At 64.2% G+C, this 23,434-nt stretch carries 22 protein-coding genes, 1 tRNA gene and 1 other RNA gene; 8 read left to right on the top strand and 16 right to left on the bottom strand.

From position 1 onward, the window contains the following. Nucleotides 1–48 precede the first annotated feature (48 nt). Both WBA38_RS12180 and leuA read left to right on the top strand, forming a co-directional pair. On the top strand, nt 49–1,545 hold the full coding sequence (locus tag WBA38_RS12180; protein WP_424322810.1) for an MFS transporter: 1,497 nt from the start codon (nt 49–51) through the stop codon (nt 1,543–1,545). A 179-nt stretch (nt 1,546–1,724) separates the two neighbouring features. Continuing rightward, the gene (leuA, locus tag WBA38_RS12175) at nt 1,725–3,572 is read left to right on the top strand and encodes a 2-isopropylmalate synthase (protein WP_424293609.1); all 1,848 of its coding nucleotides are present in this window, start codon (nt 1,725–1,727) and stop codon (nt 3,570–3,572) included. 106 nt (nt 3,573–3,678) lie between these two features. Here the strand turns inward: leuA and WBA38_RS12170 are convergent, their stop codons facing one another. Continuing rightward, complete coding sequence (locus WBA38_RS12170) at nt 3,679–4,743, bottom strand: alpha/beta hydrolase (protein WP_424322809.1); 1,065 nt, start codon at nt 4,741–4,743, stop codon at nt 3,679–3,681. A 199-nt stretch (nt 4,744–4,942) separates the two neighbouring features. On the opposite strand from WBA38_RS12170, the gene WBA38_RS12165 reads away from it, so the two are divergent. Continuing rightward, on the top strand, nt 4,943–6,235 hold the full coding sequence (locus WBA38_RS12165; protein WP_424322808.1) for a MurT ligase domain-containing protein: 1,293 nt from the start codon (nt 4,943–4,945) through the stop codon (nt 6,233–6,235). Continuing rightward, the gene (locus tag WBA38_RS12160; RefSeq protein ID WP_424293042.1) at nt 6,232–6,945 is read left to right on the top strand and encodes a type 1 glutamine amidotransferase; all 714 of its coding nucleotides are present in this window, start codon (nt 6,232–6,234) and stop codon (nt 6,943–6,945) included. Before WBA38_RS12165 ends, WBA38_RS12160 begins: the two co-directional genes overlap by 4 nt. Before the next feature lie 42 nt (nt 6,946–6,987). Here WBA38_RS12160 and WBA38_RS12155 read toward each other — a convergent pair whose 3' ends face one another. The 6 genes from WBA38_RS12155 to WBA38_RS12130 form a co-directional block, all read right to left on the bottom strand. Next, complete coding sequence (locus WBA38_RS12155) at nt 6,988–7,569, bottom strand: uridine kinase family protein (RefSeq protein WP_424322807.1); 582 nt, start codon at nt 7,567–7,569, stop codon at nt 6,988–6,990. 12 nt (nt 7,570–7,581) lie between these two features. After that, nucleotides 7,582–8,193 (bottom strand): recombination mediator RecR, encoded by a 612-nt coding sequence (gene recR / locus WBA38_RS12150; protein WP_424293044.1) that lies wholly within the window; start codon nt 8,191–8,193, stop codon nt 7,582–7,584. Between the two features lie 9 nt (nt 8,194–8,202). Further along, nucleotides 8,203–8,559: a YbaB/EbfC family nucleoid-associated protein gene (locus WBA38_RS12145; RefSeq protein ID WP_424293045.1), complete on the bottom strand. Its 357-nt coding sequence runs from the start codon at nt 8,557–8,559 to the stop codon at nt 8,203–8,205. Nucleotides 8,560–8,564: 5 nt separating this feature from the next. After that, nucleotides 8,565–8,909: a hypothetical protein gene (locus tag WBA38_RS12140; protein ID WP_424293046.1), complete on the bottom strand. Its 345-nt coding sequence runs from the start codon at nt 8,907–8,909 to the stop codon at nt 8,565–8,567. Nucleotides 8,910–8,934: 25 nt separating this feature from the next. Continuing rightward, nucleotides 8,935–9,786 (bottom strand): pseudouridine synthase, encoded by an 852-nt coding sequence (locus tag WBA38_RS12135; RefSeq protein ID WP_424293047.1) that lies wholly within the window; start codon nt 9,784–9,786, stop codon nt 8,935–8,937. A 71-nt stretch (nt 9,787–9,857) separates the two neighbouring features. Beyond that, the gene (locus WBA38_RS12130; RefSeq protein ID WP_424293048.1) at nt 9,858–10,295 is read right to left on the bottom strand and encodes an SRPBCC family protein; all 438 of its coding nucleotides are present in this window, start codon (nt 10,293–10,295) and stop codon (nt 9,858–9,860) included. 128 nt (nt 10,296–10,423) lie between these two features. On the opposite strand from WBA38_RS12130, the gene WBA38_RS12125 reads away from it, so the two are divergent. Beyond that, nucleotides 10,424–11,839, top strand: coding sequence for an FAD-binding protein (locus WBA38_RS12125; protein WP_424293049.1), 1,416 nt, complete (start codon nt 10,424–10,426; stop codon nt 11,837–11,839). Further along, nucleotides 11,836–13,104 carry a class I SAM-dependent methyltransferase gene (locus tag WBA38_RS12120; RefSeq protein ID WP_424293050.1) on the top strand — a complete coding sequence of 423 codons (1,269 nt, stop codon included), beginning with the start codon at nt 11,836–11,838 and terminating at the stop codon, nt 13,102–13,104. The genes WBA38_RS12125 and WBA38_RS12120 overlap by 4 nt, the downstream gene beginning before the upstream one ends. Nucleotides 13,105–13,190: 86 nt before the next feature. Here WBA38_RS12120 and WBA38_RS12115 read toward each other — a convergent pair whose 3' ends face one another. The 5 genes from WBA38_RS12115 to ffs form a co-directional block, all read right to left on the bottom strand. Next, on the bottom strand, nt 13,191–13,577 hold the full coding sequence (locus tag WBA38_RS12115; RefSeq protein ID WP_424293051.1) for a type II toxin-antitoxin system VapC family toxin: 387 nt from the start codon (nt 13,575–13,577) through the stop codon (nt 13,191–13,193). Beyond that, nucleotides 13,574–13,828 (bottom strand): type II toxin-antitoxin system Phd/YefM family antitoxin, encoded by a 255-nt coding sequence (locus WBA38_RS12110; protein ID WP_424293052.1) that lies wholly within the window; start codon nt 13,826–13,828, stop codon nt 13,574–13,576. Before WBA38_RS12110 ends, WBA38_RS12115 begins: the two co-directional genes overlap by 4 nt. 124 nt (nt 13,829–13,952) lie before the next feature. Continuing rightward, entirely contained in the window at nt 13,953–16,220 is a 2,268-nt protein-coding gene (locus tag WBA38_RS12105) for a DNA polymerase III subunit gamma and tau (protein WP_424322806.1), read from the bottom strand. 78 nt (nt 16,221–16,298) lie between these two features. Continuing rightward, on the bottom strand, nt 16,299–17,570 hold the full coding sequence (locus tag WBA38_RS12100; protein WP_424322805.1) for an aminotransferase class I/II-fold pyridoxal phosphate-dependent enzyme: 1,272 nt from the start codon (nt 17,568–17,570) through the stop codon (nt 16,299–16,301). Nucleotides 17,571–17,627: 57 nt separating this feature from the next. Then, nucleotides 17,628–17,724: signal recognition particle sRNA small type (ffs, locus tag WBA38_RS12095), an RNA gene on the bottom strand. A gap of 60 nt (nt 17,725–17,784) precedes the next feature. Between ffs and WBA38_RS12090 the strand changes: the two genes are divergently transcribed. Both WBA38_RS12090 and WBA38_RS12085 read left to right on the top strand, forming a co-directional pair. Then, nucleotides 17,785–17,873, top strand: a tRNA-Ser gene (locus WBA38_RS12090). Between the two features lie 206 nt (nt 17,874–18,079). Further along, nucleotides 18,080–18,742 carry a DNA alkylation repair protein gene (locus WBA38_RS12085; RefSeq protein ID WP_424322804.1) on the top strand — a complete coding sequence of 221 codons (663 nt, stop codon included), beginning with the start codon at nt 18,080–18,082 and terminating at the stop codon, nt 18,740–18,742. A gap of 4 nt (nt 18,743–18,746) precedes the next feature. Here WBA38_RS12085 and poxB read toward each other — a convergent pair whose 3' ends face one another. From poxB to WBA38_RS12065, 4 genes are all read right to left on the bottom strand, one after another. Then, nucleotides 18,747–20,480, bottom strand: a complete 1,734-nt coding sequence (poxB, locus tag WBA38_RS12080) for a ubiquinone-dependent pyruvate dehydrogenase (protein WP_424322803.1) — start codon at nt 20,478–20,480, stop codon at nt 18,747–18,749. Between the two features lie 102 nt (nt 20,481–20,582). Further along, nucleotides 20,583–21,119, bottom strand: a complete 537-nt coding sequence (locus WBA38_RS12075; RefSeq protein WP_424322802.1) for a putative immunity protein — start codon at nt 21,117–21,119, stop codon at nt 20,583–20,585. Next, nucleotides 21,103–22,299, bottom strand: coding sequence for an AI-2E family transporter (locus tag WBA38_RS12070; protein ID WP_424296506.1), 1,197 nt, complete (start codon nt 22,297–22,299; stop codon nt 21,103–21,105). The genes WBA38_RS12075 and WBA38_RS12070 overlap by 17 nt, the downstream gene beginning before the upstream one ends. Nucleotides 22,300–22,338: 39 nt before the next feature. Beyond that, nucleotides 22,339–23,430, bottom strand: a complete 1,092-nt coding sequence (locus WBA38_RS12065; RefSeq protein ID WP_424296508.1) for an HtaA domain-containing protein — start codon at nt 23,428–23,430, stop codon at nt 22,339–22,341. Nucleotides 23,431–23,434 lie beyond the last annotated feature (4 nt).

The raw sequence follows: 23,434 nt of genomic DNA, 5'->3' as shown, positions 1-23,434 counted from the left end.
CGGCGTAATCTTGGCTGGTCCACGCCCCATCTCCCAGGGAGTTCCACCATGTCCGCGGCACCCCCGCCCACCGGCCAGCCACCGGCCGACAACCGCCGCGCCTGGTGGGGCCTGACCGTGCTGCTGCTTCCGGTGTTGCTGGTCTCGATGGACGTGTCAGTCCTTTTCCTGGCAATGCCGACCATCGTTGACGCCCTCGATCCCTCAGCTACCGGCCAGCTTTGGATCCTCGACATCTACGGATTCCTGATCGCGGGTCTGCTCATCACCATGGGCAACCTGGGCGACCGAATTGGTCGCCGCCGCATCCTCTTCCTCGGTGCCGCACTTTTCGGTGCGGCCTCCGTCCTCGCCGCGTTCGCTCCAAGCACTGCCTTCTTGATCGCCGCGCGCGCCCTGATGGGTGTCGGCGGTGCCACTCTGATGCCCGCCAGTCTGGCGCTGATCGCCAACATGTTTCCCGACGGTCGTTCCCGAGCGCGTGCCATCGGGATTTGGACGTCGGCGTTTGCTGGCGGCGCGGCCCTCGGCCCAGTCATCGGCGGCATGTTGCTGCACCACTACTGGTGGGGTGTGGTGTTTCTGATCAATGTGCCGGTGCTGGCGATCCTGTTCGCCGTCGGACCTTTCGTCCTGCCCGAGTACCACTCACCGAGCAGCGAACCGTTCGACGTCATCGGCGTCCTCCTGTCGATGCTCGGCCTGCTCCCCGCGGTGTATTCGGTGAAGTCGCTCGCAACCGAAGGTCTCTCCACAGCTGCGGTGATCACCGGCCTGTTCGGCCTCGCCATGCTGCTTACCTTCCTCTGGCACGAGTCGCGAACGCCCGCACCACTGCTGAACCTGCGCCTGTTCCGAAATCCCATCTTCAGCGCGGCCCTGGCCATCGCCTTGGTCGGCATCATGGTGGAAGCGGGCATCGCCTACCTTGCGAACGTCTACCTGCAGTCGGTCCTGGGCCACGACGTCCTCGCGGCCGCCCTCGCCGGACTTCCGATGGCAATCACCATTGCCGTCTTCTCCATCACCGCCGACCGGGTAGCGCGACTCGTCGGCGTCCGGGCCGCACTCGTCGGATCGGTCCTGCTGGCAGGCATCGCCAACTTCGGCTATCTCGCGATGACACCGTCGTCGCCCCTCTGGATCTTCCTGTTGATCAGTGCCGTGGCCGGCGTCGGGTACGGCGTCATCTTCGCTTTGGTGACAGACGTCGTGGTTGGCGCCGCACCGCCCGAGCAATCCGGTGCCGCCTCGGCGATCTCCGAAACCTGCTTTGAGTTGGGGACTTCGCTCGGCTTAGCACTCCTTGGGTCCATCGCCACCGCCGTCTTCATCGCCGACCGCGAAGGTCGTGGTTTCTCCGATTCACTCGGCGAAACCCTCAAGCAGGCAAGCGAATTGGGCTCAGCAGGACAGGCGACGATCGATGCCGCCAGAGCCGCATTCGTCGACGGACTGCATGTTGCCGCCGGGGTCGGCGGGTCCGCGCTGCTGGTGCTCGCGGCGGTCGTACTGGCTGCTCTCCGCGGCGCAACGCGACCGTGAACCCTTTCACACCCGCGTTTGAAATGCCGGGTGGACCGTCAGCGGTGTTATGCTGGAGAGCATGCAGCGCGCGCTCCTTCTCGGTTGCCGCGGCGGGGTCTGATCCGACCGGCTCTCCGTCGCGGGGCCTCTTTATGCGCCGGTCAACCCCACTTCTTTGATCAGGAGATTGACCAATCATGGCACCAGCAGACGCTTTCACTTCCGGCCCCAGCCGCTTGGTAACCCCCACGGGACCCATTCCGGATGGCCAGGCCAGTTGGAATTTGCAACGTAACTCGGCGATGCCCGTGCACCGCTATCGGAGTTTCGCCGATGAGGTCGAGAAGGTGTCGCTGCCCGACCGCACCTGGCCCGACAAGGTCGCCGAAGTAGCCCCGCTGTGGTGCGCCGTCGACCTGCGCGACGGCAACCAGGCGTTGATTGACCCCATGAGCCCGGCACGCAAGCGCCGCATGTTCGACCTGTTGGTTCGCATGGGCTACAAGGAGATTGAGGTCGGCTTCCCGTCGGCCAGCCAGACCGACTTCGACTTCGTCCGCGAAATCATCGACGACGGCGCAATCCCCGACGACGTCACCATCCAGGTCCTGACGCAGGCTCGCCCCGAGCTGATCCAGCGCACCTACGAGGCGTGCGCCGGTGCCCAGAACGTGATCGTGCACTTCTATAACTCCACCTCTGTGCTGCAGCGTCGCGTCGTGTTCCGCGCCGACAAGGCCGCCATCACCAAGATTGCGACCGACGCCGCGCAGCTGTGCCTGGACGAAGCCAAGAAGTACCCGGACACCAACTGGCGTTACGAGTACTCCCCCGAGAGCTACACCGGCACCGAACTCGCCTACGCGAAGGAAGTTTGCGACGCCGTCTCCGAGGTCATTAACCCGACTCCGGAACGCCCGCTGATCCTGAACCTGCCCGCGACCGTCGAAATGGCGACCCCCAACGTCTACGCCGACTCCATCGAGTGGATGCACCGCAACTTGGCGCGCCGCGACTCGATCATCTTGAGCCTGCACCCGCACAACGACCGCGGCGAAGGTGTCGCCGCAGCTGAGCTGGGCTACCTGGCTGGCGCGGACCGGATCGAAGGCTGCCTGTTCGGCAACGGCGAGCGCACCGGCAACGTGTGCCTGGTGACGTTGGGCATGAACCTGTTTAGCCGCGGTATCGACCCGCAGATCAACTTCGCCGACATCGACGAGATCCGTCGCACCGTCGAATACTGCAACCAGTTGAACGTTCCCGAGCGCCACCCCTACGGCGGCGACCTGGTTTACACCGCGTTCTCCGGTAGCCACCAGGATGCGATCAACAAGGGCCTCGACCAGATGAAGATCGACGCCGACAACGCCGATCAGGACGTCGAAGACATCCTGTGGCAGGTGCCATACCTGCCGATCGACCCGAAGGATGTGGGCCGCAGCTACGAGGCCGTGATTCGTGTCAACAGCCAGTCCGGCAAGGGCGGCGTCACGTACATCATGAAGGCCGATCACGGCCTGGACCTGCCGCGTCGCCTGCAGATCGAGTTCAGCCGCGAGATCCAGAAGCTCACCGACGGTGAGGGCGGCGAGGTCAATCCCAAGGAAATGTGGGATGTGTTCTCGCAGGAATACCTGCAGCCGGTGACCCCGCTGGAGCGGTTGAGCCAGCGCGTCGACGCCGCGGAGACCGACGACGGCGAAGATTCGGTCACCGCCGCCGTGCTCGTCGACGGTGTTGAGAAGGAAATCAGCGGCACCGGCAACGGCCCGCTGGCCGCCTTCGTCGACGCCCTGTCGACCATTGGCTACGACGTCAGCGTCTTGGACTACTCCGAGCACGCGATGACCGCGGGCGACGACGCGAACGCCGCTTGCTACGTCGAAGCTGAAATCAACGGCGAAGTGGTGTGGGGCGTCGGTATCGCCGCGTCGATCACCACCGCCAGCCTGCGCGCCGTGGTTTCAGCCGTGAACCGCGCACACCGTTCGGCCGCACCCGTTGAAGAAGCCGCCGAGGGTGCCCGCACCTGGGCACCGTAGATCGCTGACGCACTAGCGAAGAAATCCCCGCTCGGGTTCCGGGCGGGGATTTCTTTATTCGCGGCCTGTGCGCCCCAGCAGAATCTCCGCGCGAGCGCCGCCGTTCCTATGCCGCGGCGACAGCCCTCTTGATCGCTTCCCCCATCCGGGCAATGCTGTCGCGGGCGACCGGCGTCAACAATCCCATGTTGAGGAAGCCGTGGATCATCGGACCAACACGATCGACGGTGACCGATACGCCTGCCTTCTCGAGCGCATCGGCGTACTCCAGGCCTTCATCGCGCAGCGGATCGAACCCGGCGACGGCGACGTGCGCGTCCGGCAGGCCCGACAGACTCTCCGCCAGGAGCGGCGAGAATCGCGGGTCGGAGACGTCGTCTGCTGAGGACTGGTAGGTCTCGCGGAAGTAATCCATATCTGCTTCGGTCAAAAAGAAGCCGGTCGAAAACTCGTGGATGGACGGGCGCTTACGGGACATGTCGACGACGGGATAGACCAATAACTGCAGGCACGGCACAACGTCGTCGCCACGGACCTGCTGAGCTACGACCGCCGCGAGATTACCGCCGGCTGAGTCTCCGGCCACCACAATTTGGTTCGGGTCAATGCCCCAGTCGGCAGCCTTAGCTACCGCGTAGCGGAAGGCGGCGACGGAATCGTCCACCGCCGCGGGGAAGCGGTGCTCGGGAGCAAGTCGGTAGTCGACCGCGAGCACGTCGGCGCCCGAAGCCACCGCCAGTGCCCGCACTGCCGAATCGTGCGAGACGCGGCTACCCACAACGAATCCACCGCCGTGATAGAAGACGATTAATCCGCGACCGTTGCCATCCAAGCTGTAACGCGTGGCCGGCACGGGCCCGGCAGCGGTATCCATGACCAGGTCTTCTTCGACCGCGAACGGACCAAAGCTTTCGGCCATCATTGCGCTATTGAGATCGAGAGAGCGACGTGATTCCTCGACCGTTTTGCCCATCAGCGCGAACGACGGAATGTACTTGGAAGCCAAGGTGATTGCCGTCAACATCGGGTCGAGTCGGTCGCCGTCGGCATTGACCGGGGCAAGACGAGATAGCCGGGCTCGCACGGCATTGGGCATCTTGGCGGTCGCCAGGAGGACCGATCGTTGGATTTTCATCGGGACAGGCAGCTTGACTGCTGTTGCGCGGCTCACACCGCCGAACCTATCACCGAGATTCCCGGGCAGCATTGGCGACTGCCTCACTCATGCGCGCGATGCTGCGTCGCGCACTTGCTGGCAGACAAACCACTATGCCGTTACTAACGGTCACATTAATTAATGGCGTTATCTTTGGGCACCCGCACCCACCCGCAGGAGCAGCCCAAATGCGCGCATGTGGGAAACTCGTGTCATGCCGGAAGCCACCCGACTCCCCGTCCGTACTCGCGCCGCGCTCGCCGCTGCCGCGGCTGCCCGCTGGGCCTCTCGCACCGCCGGTCGCGGCAAAGGTTCGATGATCGGCGGCCTCATCGCCGAGAAGATCGACCCGAAGATCATGACTCGGTTGGCCGCCGGGAAATCGGTCGCGCTGATCACCGGAACCAACGGCAAATCCACCACCACCCGGATGACGGCTGCCGCACTCGCTGGGCTCGGGGAGATCGCCACGCAGGCCGACGGCGCCAACATGGACGCAGGCATTATCGCGACCTTGAGCCTGCAGCAGGACGCCCCTATCGCTGCCCTCGAGGTTGACGAGCTACACGTGGCGCACGTCGCCGACAACACGTCACCGCGTGCCATGACTCTGCTGAACCTGTCTCGCGATCAGCTCGACCGCGTCGGCGAAATCAACGTCATCGAGCAAAGCCTGCGCCGCGGAATCAACAATCATTCCGACGCCACGATCATCGCTAACTGCGACGACGTGCTCGTCACGTCGGCCGCCTTCGACGCCCCCCACGTGGTGTGGGTCGCGGCAGGCGCAAGCTGGGTCGGCGACTCGGTGAGCTGTCCGCGATCTGGTGAGCCCATCGTCCGCGAGGGCGATCACTGGCGATCGACCGGCGATGCCAACTTTGCCCGCCCCGAACCGCAGTGGTGGTTCGACGACGACAACGTCTACGGCCCCGACGGTTTCGTCGCACCGATGACGCTCCAGGTGCCCGGTCGAGCCAACCGCGGCAACGCTACGCAGGCCATCGCCACCGCTGTTGCCATGGGTGCCGATCCAGCATTCGCCGCGCGCGCGGTTGGGACCGTCGGAGAGGTGGCTGGACGCTATGGCACCGTCGACCTGAATGGCCACCGGATCCGCACGCTCCTCGCTAAGAACCCGGCGGGCTGGCAGGAAGCGCTGTCGATGATCGACGAGACGGCCGACAGCCTGGTGATTGCCGTTAACGGCCAGGTTCCCGATGGTGAAGACTTGTCGTGGCTGTGGGATGTGCGCTTCGAAGCTTTCGAGCAGACCAAGGTGATTGCCGCGGGCGAGCGCGCGGCAGACCTGTCGGTCCGCCTGCTGTATGCCGGTTCCGAGCACACGGTGATCGACAATCCGTTCGATGCGATCGCCTCGTGCCCTCCGGGCCGCGTGGAGGTGCTCGCCAACTACACCGCGTTCCGCGACCTTGGCGTTGCCCTGGAACGCGCAGGCGCCCAGCCCGTCGCGCCGGAAGCCACGACCGAAGGAGGCACCCGATGAGCGAGTCGACACTGCGGATCGGCCTGGTCCTGCCCGATGTGATGGGCACGTACGGCGACGGTGGCAACGCCCTGATCTTGCGTCAGCGCGCTCGCATGCGCGGCCTTGATGCGGAGATCGTAGAGATCACCCTCGACGACGAGGTCCCCGAATCCCTTGACGTGTACACCCTCGGTGGCGCCGAAGATTATGCCCAGCGCCTAGCGACTCGCCATCTTCAGCGGTACCCCGGTTTGCAGCGGGCAGCGGACGCTGGCCGGCCGGTCCTGGCGATCTGTGCCGCGATCCAGGTCTTGGGTCACTGGTACGAGACTGCTGCGGGCGAACGGGTTTCAGGGATCAGCATGCTCGATCTCACGACCTCGCCCCAAGAGGCTCGCGCAATCGGCGAACTGGTAACCATGCCCCTGCTCGACGGTCTAACCCAGCCACTGTCCGGATTTGAAAATCATCGCGGCGCCACCACTTTGGGTCCGGCGGCCAAGCCGCTGGGCCGCGTCCGCGACGGTGTCGGCAATGGTGCTGGCGGCGGCATCGAGGGTGCCGTGCAGGGCAGTGTGGTCAGCACGTACATGCACGGTCCGGTTTTGGCCCGCAATCCCGAACTCGCCGACTACCTCCTGGAAAAGGCGACGGGCACCAAGCTCGCCCCCTTGGACCTCCCGCAGGTGGACCGTCTCCGCAAGGAACGCTTGGCCGCCGCGCGGTAGGGGTCGTCGCTCCTCGATACTCTCCATCGCTACGCTCAGTCGCTACTCGGAAATCGACGACAAAACCTCGCATCGGGAGCGGGTCTTGTCGACGGCGAACCAGCCTTTCTCAAAGTGCTGCCAGCGCGTCAGGTGGTCACGCTCGGCTTCGCCATCGCGGGCGACGGTGCGGGCAAGTCGCTGCTCCGGGTCAGGACCGTCGAGCCAATACCGCTGGGTAAACCGGTGAGCCGAACTCCGGCGGGCACACGTAACACCCTCGACAATCAGAATCGGCTGCCACCGCACCCACTGCTCGGGCCCCGGCTGCGGATGGCCGTCGACCCACACGCGCGGCGAGTACGAGTAGTCGTGGTTGCGTTCGTAAGCGCCCAATACATCGCGCTCCAACTCCGGCCACCACGCTGCAGGATCGTCCCAGGTTGCGTAGTCATCGGTACTAATGAGGACCGAAGCACGACTGCGGTCAGCGAACGCCCGCACCAACTCGGCAGCAAACGTGCTCTTCCCGGCACCCGACGGTCCGTCGATCGCGATGGCCCCCTCGATCAGCCCGCTGCGGGTGGCGACTTCGTCAGCCAGCCACGACCAATCTCGCGGCGTCGGATCGAGAGTGTCGGTCATTGGGGAAGGCCGTCACACCAGAACGCGGCGGCCCGACAGTGCCCGACCCAGCGTCAACTCGTCAGCGAACTCCAGGTCGCCACCCATGGGCAGACCAGATGCTAGGCGCGTGACCGACAGCCCGGGGAAATCTTTCAACATCCGCAGCAGGTACGTGGCGGTCGCTTCGCCCTCGGTATTGGGATCGGTCGCGACAATGATCTCCGAAACGTCCTGCCCGTCCTCTTGCGTGCCGAGGCGACGCAGGAGTTCGCGGATACGCAACTGGTCCGGCCCAATGCCCGACAACGGATCCAGGGCCCCGCCGAGCACGTGATAGCGACCGTCGAACTCCCTGGTCCGCTCAATCGCGTAGATGTCCTTCGGCTCTTCGACGACGCAAATCTTCGTCACGTCGCGGCGCGCGTCAGCGCAGATGCGACAGAGTTTCTCGGCCGCCACATTGCCGCACTCGCTGCAGAAAACAACATCGTCGCGCACGTGACCGAGGGCGGCGATGAGCCGATCAATCTCGACATTCTCACCGGCAAGCAGGTGAAAAGCGATGCGCTGCGCACCCTTCGGGCCCAACCCGGGAAGCTTCGCGAGTTGGTCGATGAGATCCTGAATCGGGCCTTCGTACATGGTGGTGAATCAGCCCAATCCGGGCAGTCCGCCAGCCAACGGCCCCATCTTTTCCGAGGCCAGATTCTCCCTGACGTTCGAGAAATCAGCGAGCGCACCGATGATGAGGTCTTGCAGGGTCTCAATATCTTCGGGGTCGACGACATCGCGGGAAATCTCGATGCCCGTCACCTCGCCAGCGCCTGATCCGGTCACGGTTACCAGGCCGTTGCCAGCGGTGCCGGTCACGACGGCTTCCTCTAGTTCTTGCTGGGCGCGCAGCAGCGTGGTCTGCATTTCTTGGGCTTGCGCGAGCAGTCCCGCCATCGGGTTCTCGCCGTTTGCTCCGCCACCAAAGAGGGCGCTGGGATCGAATGCGTCAGTCACGTATCTCAGGGTAGTCGGTTGGCCGCAAGGAAGCGGTCGACGTGCCCGGCGAGTTCGTCAATACTGACATCGTCCGACGCGACTACCTGGAACGACAGCAGTTCGTCACCGAACAATCGGGCCGCTCGCGGGGTGAGCGCGAATTCGAATCGGTTGTCGACGCGCCGCCAGTTGGTGATGCCGTCGTAGATGGGGGCGCTGGCACCGGTGGTGATGCAGTACTCCCCTGCCCGCGGGCCGCCGGGAAGGTCGCGCTGCAGTTGGAAGCAGGCGTCGGATTCGTCGTCGAGGAACACAACGGCTTCGCATCCGAGGTCGGGATGCCGCTCGTACGACGCGATGATGGCCATGCCGCGAGGGTACGCGAACCCGCGATCAACGCTGGGTGCGGAACTCCCGCCGCTCCCCCGAGAGGGGGTCGGTGAACGACAGCACGTGCGCTACCAGCCGCAACGGCTGGGAGAAATCGCCGCGTTCGGGCGCGGAAGCGAGGTCCGGGTCCACATCCGGGTACAGCGGGTCGCCCAGGATAGGAACGCCGAGGCCAGCCATGTGCATCCGCAACTGATGGGTGCGACCGGTAGTCGGGAGCAGGTGGTATTCGCCGATACCGTCGTCCTGTCCGACGAGCGTGATGGAAGAGATCGCATTGACCTCGCCGGGCACCACTTGGGCGCGGAGGTCGCCGGAGGTCTTGACGATCCGGTTCTCCACGCGCCTCCCTGCCGCGAGAGAGTCGTCGACCGGCGCATACGCCCGGTACTCCTTGTGGACCTGCCGTTCGGCAAAGAGTTCCTGGTAGGCGGCCCGCACGTCCCGACGACGGGTAAAGAGCAGGACGCCCGCTGTCAGCCGGTCGAGTCGATGAGCGGGGGCAACATCGTCGGAGCCGAGTTCCCGGCGCAGTCGCACCAGGGCCGTCTGCGCGACGTGCGCGCCGCGCGGCATCGTCGCCAGAAAGTGCGGCTTGTCGACCACCACGATGTCGTCGTCGACATGCAGGATCGGCATGTCGAAGGGGACGGGATACTCGTGCGGCAGGTCCCGGTAGAGATACACCGGGGCCGGGCGCAGCACCGTGGCGTCGAGGTCGACCGGATTGCCGTCGACGTCCACGATCTCCCCCGCCGCCGACCGTGCCCGGAGATCGGCCTCCGACAACTCGCTCAACGACGGTGCCGCCAGCAGTGCCTCGCAGACGGTGCTGCCCAGCGCACGCAAAACCACCCGGGTGGCATCAATGCCATCCCGGGCGGCCAGTGGTTTGACGCGACTGCGTCCCCGACGACTCAGAAGTACTACTTCTCGAGCTTGTTCTTGAGGTTGGTCAGCAGTTCGGTCTGGATCCGATTCAGACCCTTGGGCGCGAACGTGCGCTCAAAGAAGCCGCCGATGCCGCCAGCACCCTTCCACGTGGTGGTGGTTTCGACGGTCGAACCTGCGCCAGCGCCGGTGACGACGTACGTGGTGACCATCGTCGAATTGCGGTCGGTCTCAGTGATGGTGTTGCCCTGGACGGTGACGTCGGCAAGGACATCGCGCTGGCGCTTCTCGGTGGCCTGCAAGATCCAATGAACCAGCGTGCCGTTGCCGTTGCCGCCCTCATCGACGCGGTAGTCGCGGTAGTTTGCCGGAAGCAGCGTCGGCCGAACGGTCGCGTAATCGGCCAGTGCGGCGCTGACGGCTTCCGGTGCGGCGTTAATCGACATGCTGGCGGAGGCGGTTACCTGTCCCACTTTTGGTGGCTCCTTATGGATGGATCGGCACTGAGTGCATGCCGCTTTTGGTATCGCCCCGCTGATTTCAATGCGGCGGTGGCGATGGACTCCATCCACCGTACTGGCGATGGGGCTACGGTGGGAATGTGGCTTTGAACGCATCCGAGTACAACGACATTGCATTCCGGCGCGGCAGGAGCAAGCTCCTGGACAGTTACCACGCAATTCCGACCGGAACCAATGTCCGATTGGCGAAGAAGACCTCTAATTTGTTCCGGAAGCGCGCGGAAGTGTCGTCGCCCGGATTGGATGTTTCCGATCTCAATGGCGTCATTTCAGTCGACCCCGTTAAGCAGACGGCACAGGTGGCCGGGATGTGCACCTACGAGGATCTCGTCGCGCGCACCCTGCTGTATGGCCTTGTGCCCCTGGTGGTTCCGCAGCTGAAGACGATCACGCTGGGCGGTGCCGTTACCGGTTTGGGCATCGAGAGCAGTTCGTTTCGCAGCGGGCTGCCACACGAGTCCGTGCTGGAAATGGAGATCCTCACCGGCGCGGGCGAAGTGGTGATCGCGCGTCCAGACAACGAGTATCGAGACTTGTTCTTCGGCTTCCCCAACTCGTACGGCACGCTCGGATACTGCGTGCGCTTGGAAATTGCCCTCGAAAAAGTGCCCCGCTTCGTCGAATTGCGGCACGTGCGCGTGCATGGCACCCGCGAACTGCGCGACCTGATGGCGCAGATTGCCACCGACCGCGAGTATCTCGGCGAGCGCGTCGACTACCTCGACGGGGTGGTCTTCTCCGCAGACGAGGGCTACCTGGTCCTGGGGAGGCAGTCCGACGATCCCGGCCCGGTCAGTGATTACACGAATCACCGCATCTTCTATCGGTCCATCCAGCACGACAGTCCCGAGCCCAAGCGCGACCGGTTGACGATTAGCGACTACCTGTGGCGTTGGGACACCGACTGGTTCTGGTGTTCGCGTGCATTCGGGGCCCAGAATCCCAAGGTCCGCCGTTTCTGGCCAAAGAAGTACCTGCGCAGCAGTTTCTACTGGAAACTCATCGGCTACGACCAACGGTGGGACATCGGCGACAAACTCAACGCCCGCAAGGGACTACCCGCGTCTGAGCGGGTGGTCCAAGACATTGAGGTTCCGATCGAAGCGGCCGTCGACTTCATCGACTGGTTCCTCGAGCAAGTGCCGATTGAACCGATTTGGCTGTGCCCACTGAAACTGACGGAGCCCTCGCCGATCGGCACCGACGCGGTCCAGCCGTGGTCTCTGTATCCGCTCGAACGCGGGAAATTTTACGTCAACGTTGGGTTCTGGTCCGGTGTGCCCGTCACCCCCGGCCAGCCCGGTTATACCAATCGACGGATCGAGCAGAAGGTCAGCGAACTGGGTGGACACAAGTCGCTGTATTCCGAATCCTTTTACAGCGCAGAAGAATTCGCAGAACTCTACGGCGGAAGTACCTACGATGCACTGAAGGCAAAGTACGACCCCGAACGTCGTCTGCTCGGCCTATACGAGAAAGCGGTGAAACACGCATGAAGCTCGCGCAAGTCCTGGAAACGCTGGTCGGCAACGATCTCGCCGTGCGCGTCACGGCCTACGACGGCAGCAGCGCCGGACCGGAAGACGCCCAGTACGGACTGAATCTGAAGAATCCGCGCGGCACCACCTACCTGGTAACCGCACCCGGCGACCTCGGGCTCGCGCGTGCCTACATTGCCGGCGACCTGGAACTTATCGGCTCGCATCCCGGGGATCCCTACGGTGCCCTTCAGGCCCTCGCGGGCGACCTGAAGTTCACCAAACCGAGCCCGGTGGAATTGGCGAAGGTAGCCCGCTCCATCGGTCGCGAACACTTCAAGCTCATTGCCCCGCCCCCGCAGGAGAGCCTGCCTCGGTGGCGTCGAATGGCCGAAGGGTTGCGCCACACAAAGGAACGCGACGCCGAAGTTATTCACTACCACTACGACGTGTCGAATCGCTTCTACGAACTGGTCCTCGGCGAATCGATGACCTACACATGCGCCGTCTACGACAATCCCGAAGCCACCCTGGAGGAGGCGCAGGAGAACAAGTACCGGCTCATCTTCGAGAAGCTCGATCTCAAGCCAGGCGATCGCCTGCTCGACATGGGCTGCGGCTGGGGCGGGATGGTCCGGTATGCGGCACGAAGGGGCGTGTACGCCCTGGGCGTCACCCTCTCGTCCGAGCAAGCACGCTGGGCACAGAAGGCCATCGTTGACGAGGGACTGTCGGAGTTCGCGGAAGTCCGCTTCAGCGACTATCGCGACGTCGCCGAATCCGGCTTCGACGCGATTTCCTCGATCGGCCTCACCGAGCACATCGGCGTCGCAAACTATCCGAAGTATTTCGCCTTCATGCGCGACAAGGTTCGTGCGGGCGGCCTAATCCTGAACCATTCCATCACCCGCCCGCACAACAGCAGGCGCAGCAAGGCTGGCCCGTTCATCGACCGCTATGTGTTCCCCGATGGGGAACTGACCGGTTCGGGCACCATCATTTCCAAGATCCAGAATGTCGGACGGATGGAGGTGCTGCACGAGGAGAACTTCCGCCTGCACTACGCCATGACACTGCGCGACTGGAACGCCAACCTCGTCGCCAACTGGGACGAAGCGGTCGCAGAGGTCGGCGAGGGCACCGCACGCCTGTGGGGCCTGTACATGGCTGGCTGTCGTATTGGGTTCGAGCGCAACATTGTTCAGCTGCACCATGTGCTGGCGACCAAGCTGCAGCTCGATTCGACGACGACGCTGCCGCTGCGGCCCTGGTGGACGCCGTAGAGGTTGGTGGACGCCGTAGAGGTTGGTGGACGCCGTAAAGACTGGTGGACGCCGTAGGAGTTGGTGGACTCCGAAAGCGTCAGGCCTCAGCCAAACGGGTCCAACGTTTCCAGACCGAGATCAGTAGCAACGGTCAGCATCTTCGCATCGTGGCTCACTACCGTCGCTTCACCGAGTTGCAAAGCCGAGGCAAGGTGGATCGCATCGAGCGTCTTCACGTGCTGCGAAATAGCCTCCGCTAATACGAGGACTTGTTCTGTCATCGGGACGACGCTGACGTAATCGAGGATCCGCGACCTCAAGGCGACCGGGAGGCCCTTTCGCCGGAGTACTCTCGTCAACTCTGTCTTCAGTAAGCGAGACGACGAGAGCGATCCGGTGGCGGTCGCCTCGTCGAACCAAGATCGGGCTGCGGAGTTGCTGGTGAGGGCTAGCACCGCGATCGAGGTATCGACGTAATACCGCGTCGTCACCGGTCCTCTTCCATCTCAGCCAGCAACCCCTCGACCTCCTCGATGGGCAGGTCGGGCAGGTCTGTCTGCTCGCGCAGGCGTGCGCTGCCAGGTTCCTTCGCAGGACGAATCCCCATTGGCGCGTCGTCCACCGGAACTAAGTGCGCCACCGCGAGTCGGTGCTTAGTGACGACATAACGTTCGCCACGAGCGACTGCCTCCAACGCCTCCGTTGGGTTCTGGCGCAATTGAGCCACCGTGATGGTCTTCATCTCTTGATGGTAGATCGATTGTCTACCCACATCTAGATTTGTCGTCATCCGCTCCCCCAGCGATCACCAACCGACAAGCTGGACGGTACCGCTGGGGTCTGACAATTCTTGCCAGAGCGGCGAACTACTCCACCGGGCGAGCGCCGAGCTCAGACTTCAGCAACTCCAGGGCCACCTGGTCGGGGTCGAGGCGATGGTCGGGAGTGCCCGTCTGCGCTTGCTCCACCATCTCTGCGCGTTCGGCGTGGGTCAGCTCTTCGTCGGGGACAGGCGGTGCTTCCGGCTCCGGAAGCTCCGGCGTCGCTTCCCGACTCGCCTCAGCCGCCTGCCCACCCTGGGGTTGACTTGGCCGCGTATACGTCTGGCGACGCTGCGGAGTTGACTGCGCCTGCTCGTTCGACGGCGACTGCGCGCTAGCCGGGGCCGAACCCGGCTGCGCGTGCACTAGCGAAACGCTGAGGCCCGGACCGAACACCTCGGTGACCGCCGAGTTCAGTGCACGGAGGCCGCGGTCATCGGAAAGTCGTCCCACGAGCGCCGAATGTGGATGCCCGAGAACAACATTGGGGCTGTCGACGTGATGGACGAACGCCGCAGACAGCATCGCCTCGAGGACGGTGCTTTGTTTGCGGACCGCTGCGCGGATCTCCGGCCATTTGGCGGTGACAGCCTCGACAGTGAGTCCGGACGGCTTCTCCGGTTCCGGCTTGGGCGCGGCCGACGCTACGGGGGCCTTCGCCACGTGCCGTTCCGGTTCGGGAATGTAATCCGACTCCATCGGCGGCTCCGGTGGCAGCGGGATGTCGTCGTGCGGCGGTGCCTGCGCGGGACGTGATCCACGCTGCGTGCCCTGATCGCGGACGGGCGGTTCCGGTGCTCGCGGATCTGATTCCACCGGCGGATGCACGGTTGCGCGGACCGGTTCAGGTTCCGGGGTCGGCTCAGGTTCCGGGGTCGGCTCCGGCTGCGTGGCTTGCTCGCGCACGGGTTCCGGTGTTGACTCCGGTTCCGGGGCGGGCGTCGGCTCTGTTGTCGGCTCTGTTGTTGGCGCCGGAGTGGGTGCCGGAGTGGGTGCCGGTTCCGGTGCGGCCGCGGCGGGTGCCGGTTCGGGGGCAGCCTTGCGTTGGGACGGTCGGACAAAGCGCGGCGGGGCATCCTCGCTTGCCGGGGCCTGCGGAGCAGCCGCGGGTGCACCCTGCGCCACCGCTGGGGCTCCTTCGACGACGGCGGGACCGCTTCCTGCGGGACGACGTTCGAGGCTTTCGACGCGCTGCAGGAGCGCCGCATCGTCGGCGGAGGCCGCCGGAAGCAGCAGCCGTGCGCACATCACTTCCAGCAGCAGTCGCGGCGACGTGGTTCCACGCATTTCGCCGAGCGCAGCATGCGCCACTTCGGCGTAGCGGGTCAGTGTTGCGGGACCGAGTTTGGCTGCGGCGTTGACCATTCCAGCGATCTGATCTTCCGGGGCCTCAACGAGGCCTCGGTCGGCAGCATCGGGGATGGCTTGGAGAAGGATCAGATCGCGGAAGCGGTCGAGGAGGTCGATCGCGAAGCGCCGAGGGTCGTGGCCTGCGTCGACGACACTCTCGACAACACCGAAGAGGGCGGCACCGTCACTCGAGGCTAGTGCGTCGATGGCACCGTCGATCAGGGCCGAATCGGTGACACCAAGCAGTGACAATGCGCGGGGATAGGTGACGCCTTCGTCGCCCGCGCCAGCGAGGAGTTGGTCGAGGATGCTGAGGCTGTCGCGCGGAGAGCCGCCGCCTGCCCGAATGACGAGCGGGAACACTTCCGGCGCCACGACGACACCTTCGCGTTCGCAAATGCTCTCCAGCAGTCCGCGCATGACTGGCGGCGCGAGCAGTCGGAACGGGTAGTGGTGGGTGCGCGACTTGATGGTCGTCAGCACTTTTTCCGGTTCAGTGGTCGCGAAAATGAAGATCAGGTGTTCTGGCGGTTCTTCCACGATCTTCAGGAGCGCGTTGAAGCCCGCGGGCGTCACCATGTGCGCTTCGTCGATGATGAAGACGCGGTAGCGGGATTCGGCCGGGGCATAGAAGGCTCGGTCGCGGAGGTCTCGGGTGTCGTCGACGCCACCGTGACTCGCGGCGTCGAGTTCCACGACGTCGAGGTTGCCGGGCCCGCCCGGTGCCAGCGCTAGGCATGACGCGCAGGTGCCGCACGGCGTTGAGGTGGGTCCGTGCTCGCAGTTGAGCGAGCGGGCCAGGATTCGCGCGGATGATGTTTTGCCGCAACCGCGCGGACCGGAGAACAGGTAGGCGTGGTTGATGCGGCCAGTATCGAGGGCTCGACTCAGGGGCTCAGTGACGTGCTCCTGGCCGACGACCTCGGCGAATGTTGCCGGACGATAGGTGCGATAGAGGGCCACGGAGCAAGACTACCGGCGACGTGTGACAGCCATGCCGGGACGTTGGCCCTGGCGTGAAACTGGCGCTGTTTTCGCCGACTAGTTTTTGTCGATCAGCACTTCGGTGGCGGCCAGTAATGCGCATGTCGCGACGCCATCCATGGCGGTGCCGAGTTCGTCGATCGACGGGAAGGTCGGTGCGAGGCGAATATTTTCGTCGCGGGGGTCGTTCTTGTACGGGAACGTGGAGCCTGCAGCGGTGAGGGCGATGCCAGCTTCTTTGGCGAGGGCGATGGTGCGCGCTGCGGCACCGTCGACGACGTCGAGGCTAATGAAGTAGCCGCCTTCTGGGTGCGTCCAGGAGGCGATTTTGCTTTCGCCGAGACGGTTTTCGAGGATCTCGAGGACGGCCGCGAATTTGGGTTCGATGAGTGCACGGTGTTTCGCCATGTGTTCGCGCACGCCGTCGGCGTCGCGCAAGAACATGAGGTGGCGGAGTTGGTTGAGCTTGTCGGGACCGATGGTCGCCACGCCGGCGTTTTTCCCGTACCAGTCGAGGTTGGCTTTCGATGATGCGAGGAATGCGACGCCTGCGCCAGCGAACGTGATTTTGCTGGTGGAGGCGAAGACGTAGACGCGGTTGGGGTTTCCGGCTTCGGCGGCGAGGTCGAGGATCGGTACCGGTGTCGGCTCGCTGTCGACGAGGGTGTGGACGGCGTAGGCGTTGTCCCAGTAGATCCGGAAGTCGGGGGCTGCGGGCATGGCGACGAGTTGTCGAGCGACGTCTTCGCTGACGGTGTAGCCGGTGGGGTTGGAGTAGGTGGGAACTACCCACATACCTTTGATGCTGGGGTCGTTTGCGACGAGTTCGGCGCAGGCGTCGACGTCGGGGCCGTCCGGGTTCATGGGGACGTTGACCATTTCGATGCCGTACCGCTCGGTGATGCCGAAGTGGCGGTCGTAGCCGGGGACTGGGCACAGGAATTTGATGGGGCTCTGCGACCACGGGGTTTCGGAGTCGGGAGTGCCGTGCAGCAGTGCGGCGACGGTGATGTCGTGCATGATTTGCAGGCTGGCGTTGCCGAGGGCGATGGTGCGGTCGGCGCCGGTGCCGAGGAGTTCGCCGAAGATTTCGCGGAGTCCGGGTAGTCCGGTGACGCCACCGTAGTTACGACAGTCGGTGCCGTCGGGGCTGGTGTAGACGTCGCCAGGCAGCTTGAGCATCTCGTTGGAGAGGTCGAGCTGGTCGGGTGCTGGTTTGCCGCGGGTGAGGTCGAGTTTGAGGCCGGCGGCTTTGAGTGTTTCGTAGCGTTTGCGGAGGTCGTTTTGGGTGGTGCGGAGTTGGTCGACACTCATAGAGTGAAAGTTCAACGGAGGACCTCTCCCACAAACGCGCCTCGCGGCGTTTGCAGATGTGACGCTTGAAAAAGTTAGCGGACCCCGCGCACCCGAGAGAGCCCGTTGACCCTTGCTGCCTTCCGGCCCTGGGGGAGTTCACAGGATGCACGCCGCGCGGGATCCGTAGACCAGTGTAGCGGGTCGTTTTGGGTTCCATGCACGGCACCCGTTACGATCATTTCTGCCTGGAGGATTCGCCTAGTGGCCTATGGCGCTCGCCTGGAACGCGGGTTGGGTTAATAGCCCTCAGGGGTTCGAATCCCCTATCCTCCGCCATGCACAACGCGGCCCCCTGCCTGAGGAACGAAGGCAGGGGGCCGCGTTGTGCATATTGAGCACTGCGGATTCGGGAGGAGCGTAGCGACGGTTCCTCTATCCGACCGCAGCTGGGCCCAGCCGGGAAGACCATGCGCGACATAGGACAACCAGCAGGTGCGCGACAACTTCTTCGTTGCCGTTTGAGCCCCGCTACCCTCGACACCATGCCCACCGTCGATGACCTGCTTGCCGAGTTGGATGCCCTTAACGACCCGAAGGTCCTCGCGGTCAATGTCCGCCACGGCGATGATCACGGCGTCAATCTGAGCAAGCTGCGGGCGATTGGGAAGCGCCTTAAGGGCCAGCCGGATTTGGCGCGTGAGCTGTGGGCGACGGATGACACAGCAGCACGACTGCTCGCGATCTTGGTCAGTCGGCCGAGCAACTATTCAGCGGCTGAGTTGGACGCCATGCTCCGTGAGGCGCGGACTCCGAAGGTGCGGGACTGGCTCTTGGCGAACCTGGTGAAGAAGGGCCGCTATGCGGAGGAGCTTCGCGTCGCATGGTTCGACGACCCGGATCCGACGATCGCCGGCGCGGGCTGGCACCTGACGAGTGTTCGTGTCGCGAAGGGCGGCGAAGGCCTGGACTTGTCCGGACTGCTCGACACGATTGAAGCCGACATGAAGGACGCCCCGTCCGACCTTCAGTGGCCCATGAACGAGACCCTCGCCCAGATCGGCATCAATAACCCTGACCTGCGGAGTCGCGCCATCGCGATCGGCGAAAAGCTTGAGGTACTCAAGGACTATCCGACACCACCGAACTGCACGTCGCCCTATGCGCCGATCTGGATTGGCGAGATGGTGCGCCGGGCCGCCGAGTAGCCGATCAGAACAGCCGTCGCCGCAGATTCGTCTCGGCTAGGTCGACGAGTTCGTCGCCGCGACCTGACATCACCGTCCGGAGGGCGTAAAGCGCGAACCCCTTGGCCTGTGCCGCCGAAATCGTCGGTGGGATCGACAGTTCCTGGCGTGCCGTCGTGACATCGAGCAGTGCCGGGCCATCGTGCGCCAGGAAGGCGTCGACCGCGGTGGGCAGATCCTCTGATTCGGTGACGCGGCGGCCCCAGATCCCGACCGATTCGGCGAGTGCCGCGAAGTCGGGGTTCTTGAGGTCGGTGCCGAAGGTAACGAATCCGGCGGCCTTCATCTCAAGCTCGACAAAATTGAGTGACGCGTTGTTGTAGACGACGACCTTCACCGGCAGCGAATTTTGAACCAGCGTCAACAACTCGCCGAGCAACATCGCGAGCCCGCCGTCACCGGCAAGTGCAATGACCTGCCGCTGCGGCGAGACCGCCGAGATGCCAGCGCTCTGGGAGAGCGCATTGGCCATGGATCCGTGGCTGAAAGAGCCGATCAGCCTGCGGCGACCATTCATCTTTAAATACCGGGATGCCCACACCACCGGCGAGCCGACGTCGGGCACGAAGACCGCGTCGTCATCCGCCGCATCCGAAAGCAGTTTGGTCAGGTACTGCGGATGGATCGGTTCGCCCGGCCCGGCTGGGGCTGCCAGTTCGTCGAGTCCGTCGCGGGTTCGCCGGTAGTGCTCAAGTGCGGCATCCAGGTGCCCGCCGTCACGGCCATCAACGATCCGTTCAGTGAGGCGCGGCATCGTGTCGGCGGCGTCGCCGACCAACGGAAGGTCGACGCGACAACGCCTGCCGATTTGGCGGCCGCGGACGTCGAGTTGGATGACAAACGCCTTCGACGGCAGAAACTGCGAGTAGGGGAAGTCGGTGCCGATCATCAGCAGGGTGTCGCAGTGCTCGATGGCGCGATAGCCGGACGAGAATCCGAGCAGGCCGGTCATGCCAACGTCGTACGGATTGTCGTACTCCACATGCTCCTTCCCGCGGAGCGCGTGGACGATCGGAGCCTTCAACGCGGCAGCGAGCGCAACCAATTCGTCGTGAGCACCTGCAGTGCCCGCGCCAGCGAGGATCGTGACTCTCTTGGATTCGTTGAGCCGGACGGCGGCCAAGCTCAACGGTTCCACCGCCGGATACATCACGGTCTCCACGGCACGGATCCGGGAAACTCGTTCGGGACGGTCGATCTTGGCGAGGAACAACTCCCCCGGAATCACCAGGACAGCCACACCGCGTTGCTCGACGGCCGTACGGATCGCGATGTCGATCAGATGGGGCGCCTGTTCGACAGTGTTGATCGTCTCGCAGTAGTCGCTGCACTCGGCGAAGATCTGCTCAGGGTGGGTCTCCTGAAAGTACGTGGTGCCGACGGTAGCCGCTGGAATCTGCGCCGCAATCGCCAGAACCGGCACCCGAGAACGGTGCGCGTCATACAACCCGTTGATGAGGTGCAGGTTTCCCGGCCCGCAACTACCCGCGCACACTGCCAGTCGACCGGTAATCGCCGCCTCACCCGACGCAGCGAAAGCCGCACCCTCCTCGTGCCGCACGTGGGTCCAAGCCAGCGACTTCGAGGTCCGCAGCGCATCGGTGAAGCCGTTGAGAGAGTCACCCGGAATTCCGTAGATACGCTCGACGCCCGCGGCAGCGATAGTTTCGACAATCAGGTCAGCGACGGTGTAGCTCATGACTCTCCTCCAGTACAGGACGCGTATCTCTCGCCAGGGTAGGACGTTCATCACTGGAATAACGCCGCCTCCCAAAGAAAGCTGGGGCGGTACCTGCCTACTTCACGGCTCGGGGAAAACCTCTGGGCGCAGCGTCGCGTCGAGCAGGAACATTAACTGCGCGACGCGGGTCTTCCCTTTTGGTGCGGGCGGATAGCGGCGAAGGACGTCGAGCACTGCCGCGGGCATGCGCGCGATTTCTGCGGCAATGAAGCGCTCGGCGTCTGCCGCTGAACCGTCAGCTTCGACCGCCGCTGCTGCGTACGCCGACGCCCGCAGAATGTGACCGACCTGCGTCGCTTTTGGAAGCGGATGCAGGTAGGCAGCTGCGGCCGCGTCACCGGCTGCGTAGGCGGCACAGGTAGCCGCAATCGTTGGCGCAGCTTTCGCCGCTCGATGCGCGTCGACAGCAGTTCGACGCTGCAGGTTCGACCGCGGTTCACCGTCGACGAAACGCTGTGCCGCGTTGAGCGCAGCCTGCGGCATCGGGCTATCAGGGCACGCTTCGACATACAGCGGCAGCACACTGCGGGCTGCGGTCAGCGCGAATTCGACGACGGCCCGCAAATCCTCGGCGGTGAGGTCAACTTCCTTCGGCAAGCGGTGGCTCCCCATCGAGCGGTATCTCGGTTTCACCGGGCAGCAGCGGCGGTTCGCCGCCAGAGGATCCGCGCGGATGCCCGATCGCTGTGTTCACGAACGCGAGGATGGGTACTGCGAGGAGGCCGCCGACGATGCCCGCGAACATGATGCCTGCGGCGATCACGATGATCACGGCGACTGGGTGGAGCTTCACTGACCGTCCGAGGAGGAACGGTTGGAGCACGTGGCTTTCCACTTGCATGATCACCACCAGCACGACGACCACCAGCAGCGCAGTCACCCAGCCTTGCGTGGCGAGTGCGACGAGGACGGCCAGCGATCCGGCGGCGACCGAACCGACGATCGGGATGAAGGCACCCAAGAAGATGAGCGCCATCAGCGGTAGCACCATCGGTACTTGCAGGATCGCCAAGCCGATACCGATTCCGATGGCGTCGATCAGGGCGACGAGCACGGTGGCGCGCACGTACGACTGCAGCGTCCGGAATCCCGCATCGCCTGCGGCACGAACGTGCTCGCGGTGTGCCGAGGGGATGAGTTTGGTGACGTACTGCCAGATTTGGCGACCGTCGTACAGGAAGAAGATCAGCAGGAAGATTGTCAGCAGGGTGGCCGTCGCCAGCATGGTGACGACCGCTGCGGTATCGATCGCACCTGTCGCGATGGTGGCCTCGTGGGCGCGCAGCCACCCGATGATGTCGTTGCTGCTGCTGCGAACGGTCTCGGAGTCAATCTTGAAGGGGCCGGTCTCGAGCCAGTTGCGGACCTTGGACACCGAGTTGGCGATGTCGTCGGACATCCGCGGAACACCGGTGATGAGTTGTTGGACAACAAAACTCAGCCCGGCGGCAATCACCGCGAGCGTTAGTACGACGGCCAGCAGGACGCCTATCGAACGCGGAATCCGGCGCCGTTCGAGCCAACCAACCATCGGAACCAGGAGTGCAGACAGCAGAATCGCGATCGCCACGGGAACAAAGAGTTCTTTAAAACGGAGAAAAATCTGCCCGAGAACAAACAACCCCGCACCGACGATCAGCAGTCGCCACGTCCAGGCTGCGGCCACGCGAAGACCCGGATTGACCTGCGTCGCAGCCCAATCCGGGTCGTTCTTGTCGACACCGCTGACGATCTCGGCGGCGAGTTTCTTGGGCCCCTCGTCGGGTGCGGAACTCACACCGGCGACGTTACTCGCGATCGTCGAGAAACGGACCGACTAAAAGTCCAGCGTCACCGGGGCTGCGTTACCCAACGACAGCGCGGCGAGCGAGGTCGGCGTAATGCCCTGGCGGAAAGCTGCGGCAATCCCGGAAACGTCCTCACCCTTGGCGAGACGGGCGGCCTGCGCGGCGGTCAGTGTCAGGTCGGCGATGTTGACGCGACGCAGCACGTCATTGCCGTTCTGGTCGGTGGTTGAGGTCCGCATGCTCAACACCGCTCGCGTGCCATTGACGGTGATGACTGGATCGGCCAGCGCAATCTCGAGCAGGTGGAACTTGGTGAACGCGACGACGGTCCCCTGGTAGCGCAGTTGGCCCTTGCCGTTGCTGAGGCTGTTGCCGACGAGCTTGAACGACATCCGCCCGTTGCTGTCGATGGCCGCACCGTCGCTGCCCGACAGTCCTCCCGACGTGGTGTTCTTGACGGTGTCGGCGAACGACGGCGAGTAAGCCCAGATCAGGTTCTTTGGTGCCGGAGTCGGGGTGTTGGGGCCGTTCTCGGTGGAGTAGTTCAACGGAACGCGCAGTTCCTGGGCGGCATTTACCGCGTCGGCAGCACCGAAGGTGTAGATGCCCCAGCGGCCGTTCGCTGGCAGTTCCTTCGGAGTCGCGAGGCTGATGCGTGCGGTGAACTCGCCGGCGCGGCTCACCGGGGTCCACTGTTGGCGGACGGTGCGACGCATGTCGAACGGCACGTTCGGAACGCGATTAAGGGCATCGCGGGAGAGTGCCCACTTGGTTTGCGCGCGGACCGTGGTGCGCGAGGATTCCGGCGCCCCCTGTGATGGACGCCAGTTGGGTGAGAACGCCCCGAACGTGACGAAGGTGCCGTGCGGAACGCCCGGCGGCACCGGAACCGGAAAACCACCGGAGGTATTGGCGTTCGGATCGAAGCCGGTGCCCTTCACAACGACAACGTCGCCGGGGTGCAGCACGGTGGTGCCGACCGGGGTCACACCGTCGGCGAGGTACACGGTGATCGCGGGCTTCCAGGGTTTTGCTGTCGCAGGCGCAACCGCGACAGCTGTCAATGCCACGGCCATCAGACCGGAAACGAGTGTGACGATTAGCCGCGACAGCTTGTTCATAAGC

It is taken from the genome of Gordonia sp. (in: high G+C Gram-positive bacteria), from assembly GCF_049647785.1.
GTDB lineage: Bacteria > Actinomycetota > Actinomycetes > Mycobacteriales > Mycobacteriaceae > Gordonia.
The sequence above is the reverse complement of the archived record's forward strand: the minus strand, read 5'-3'. Positions and strand labels throughout refer to the sequence as shown.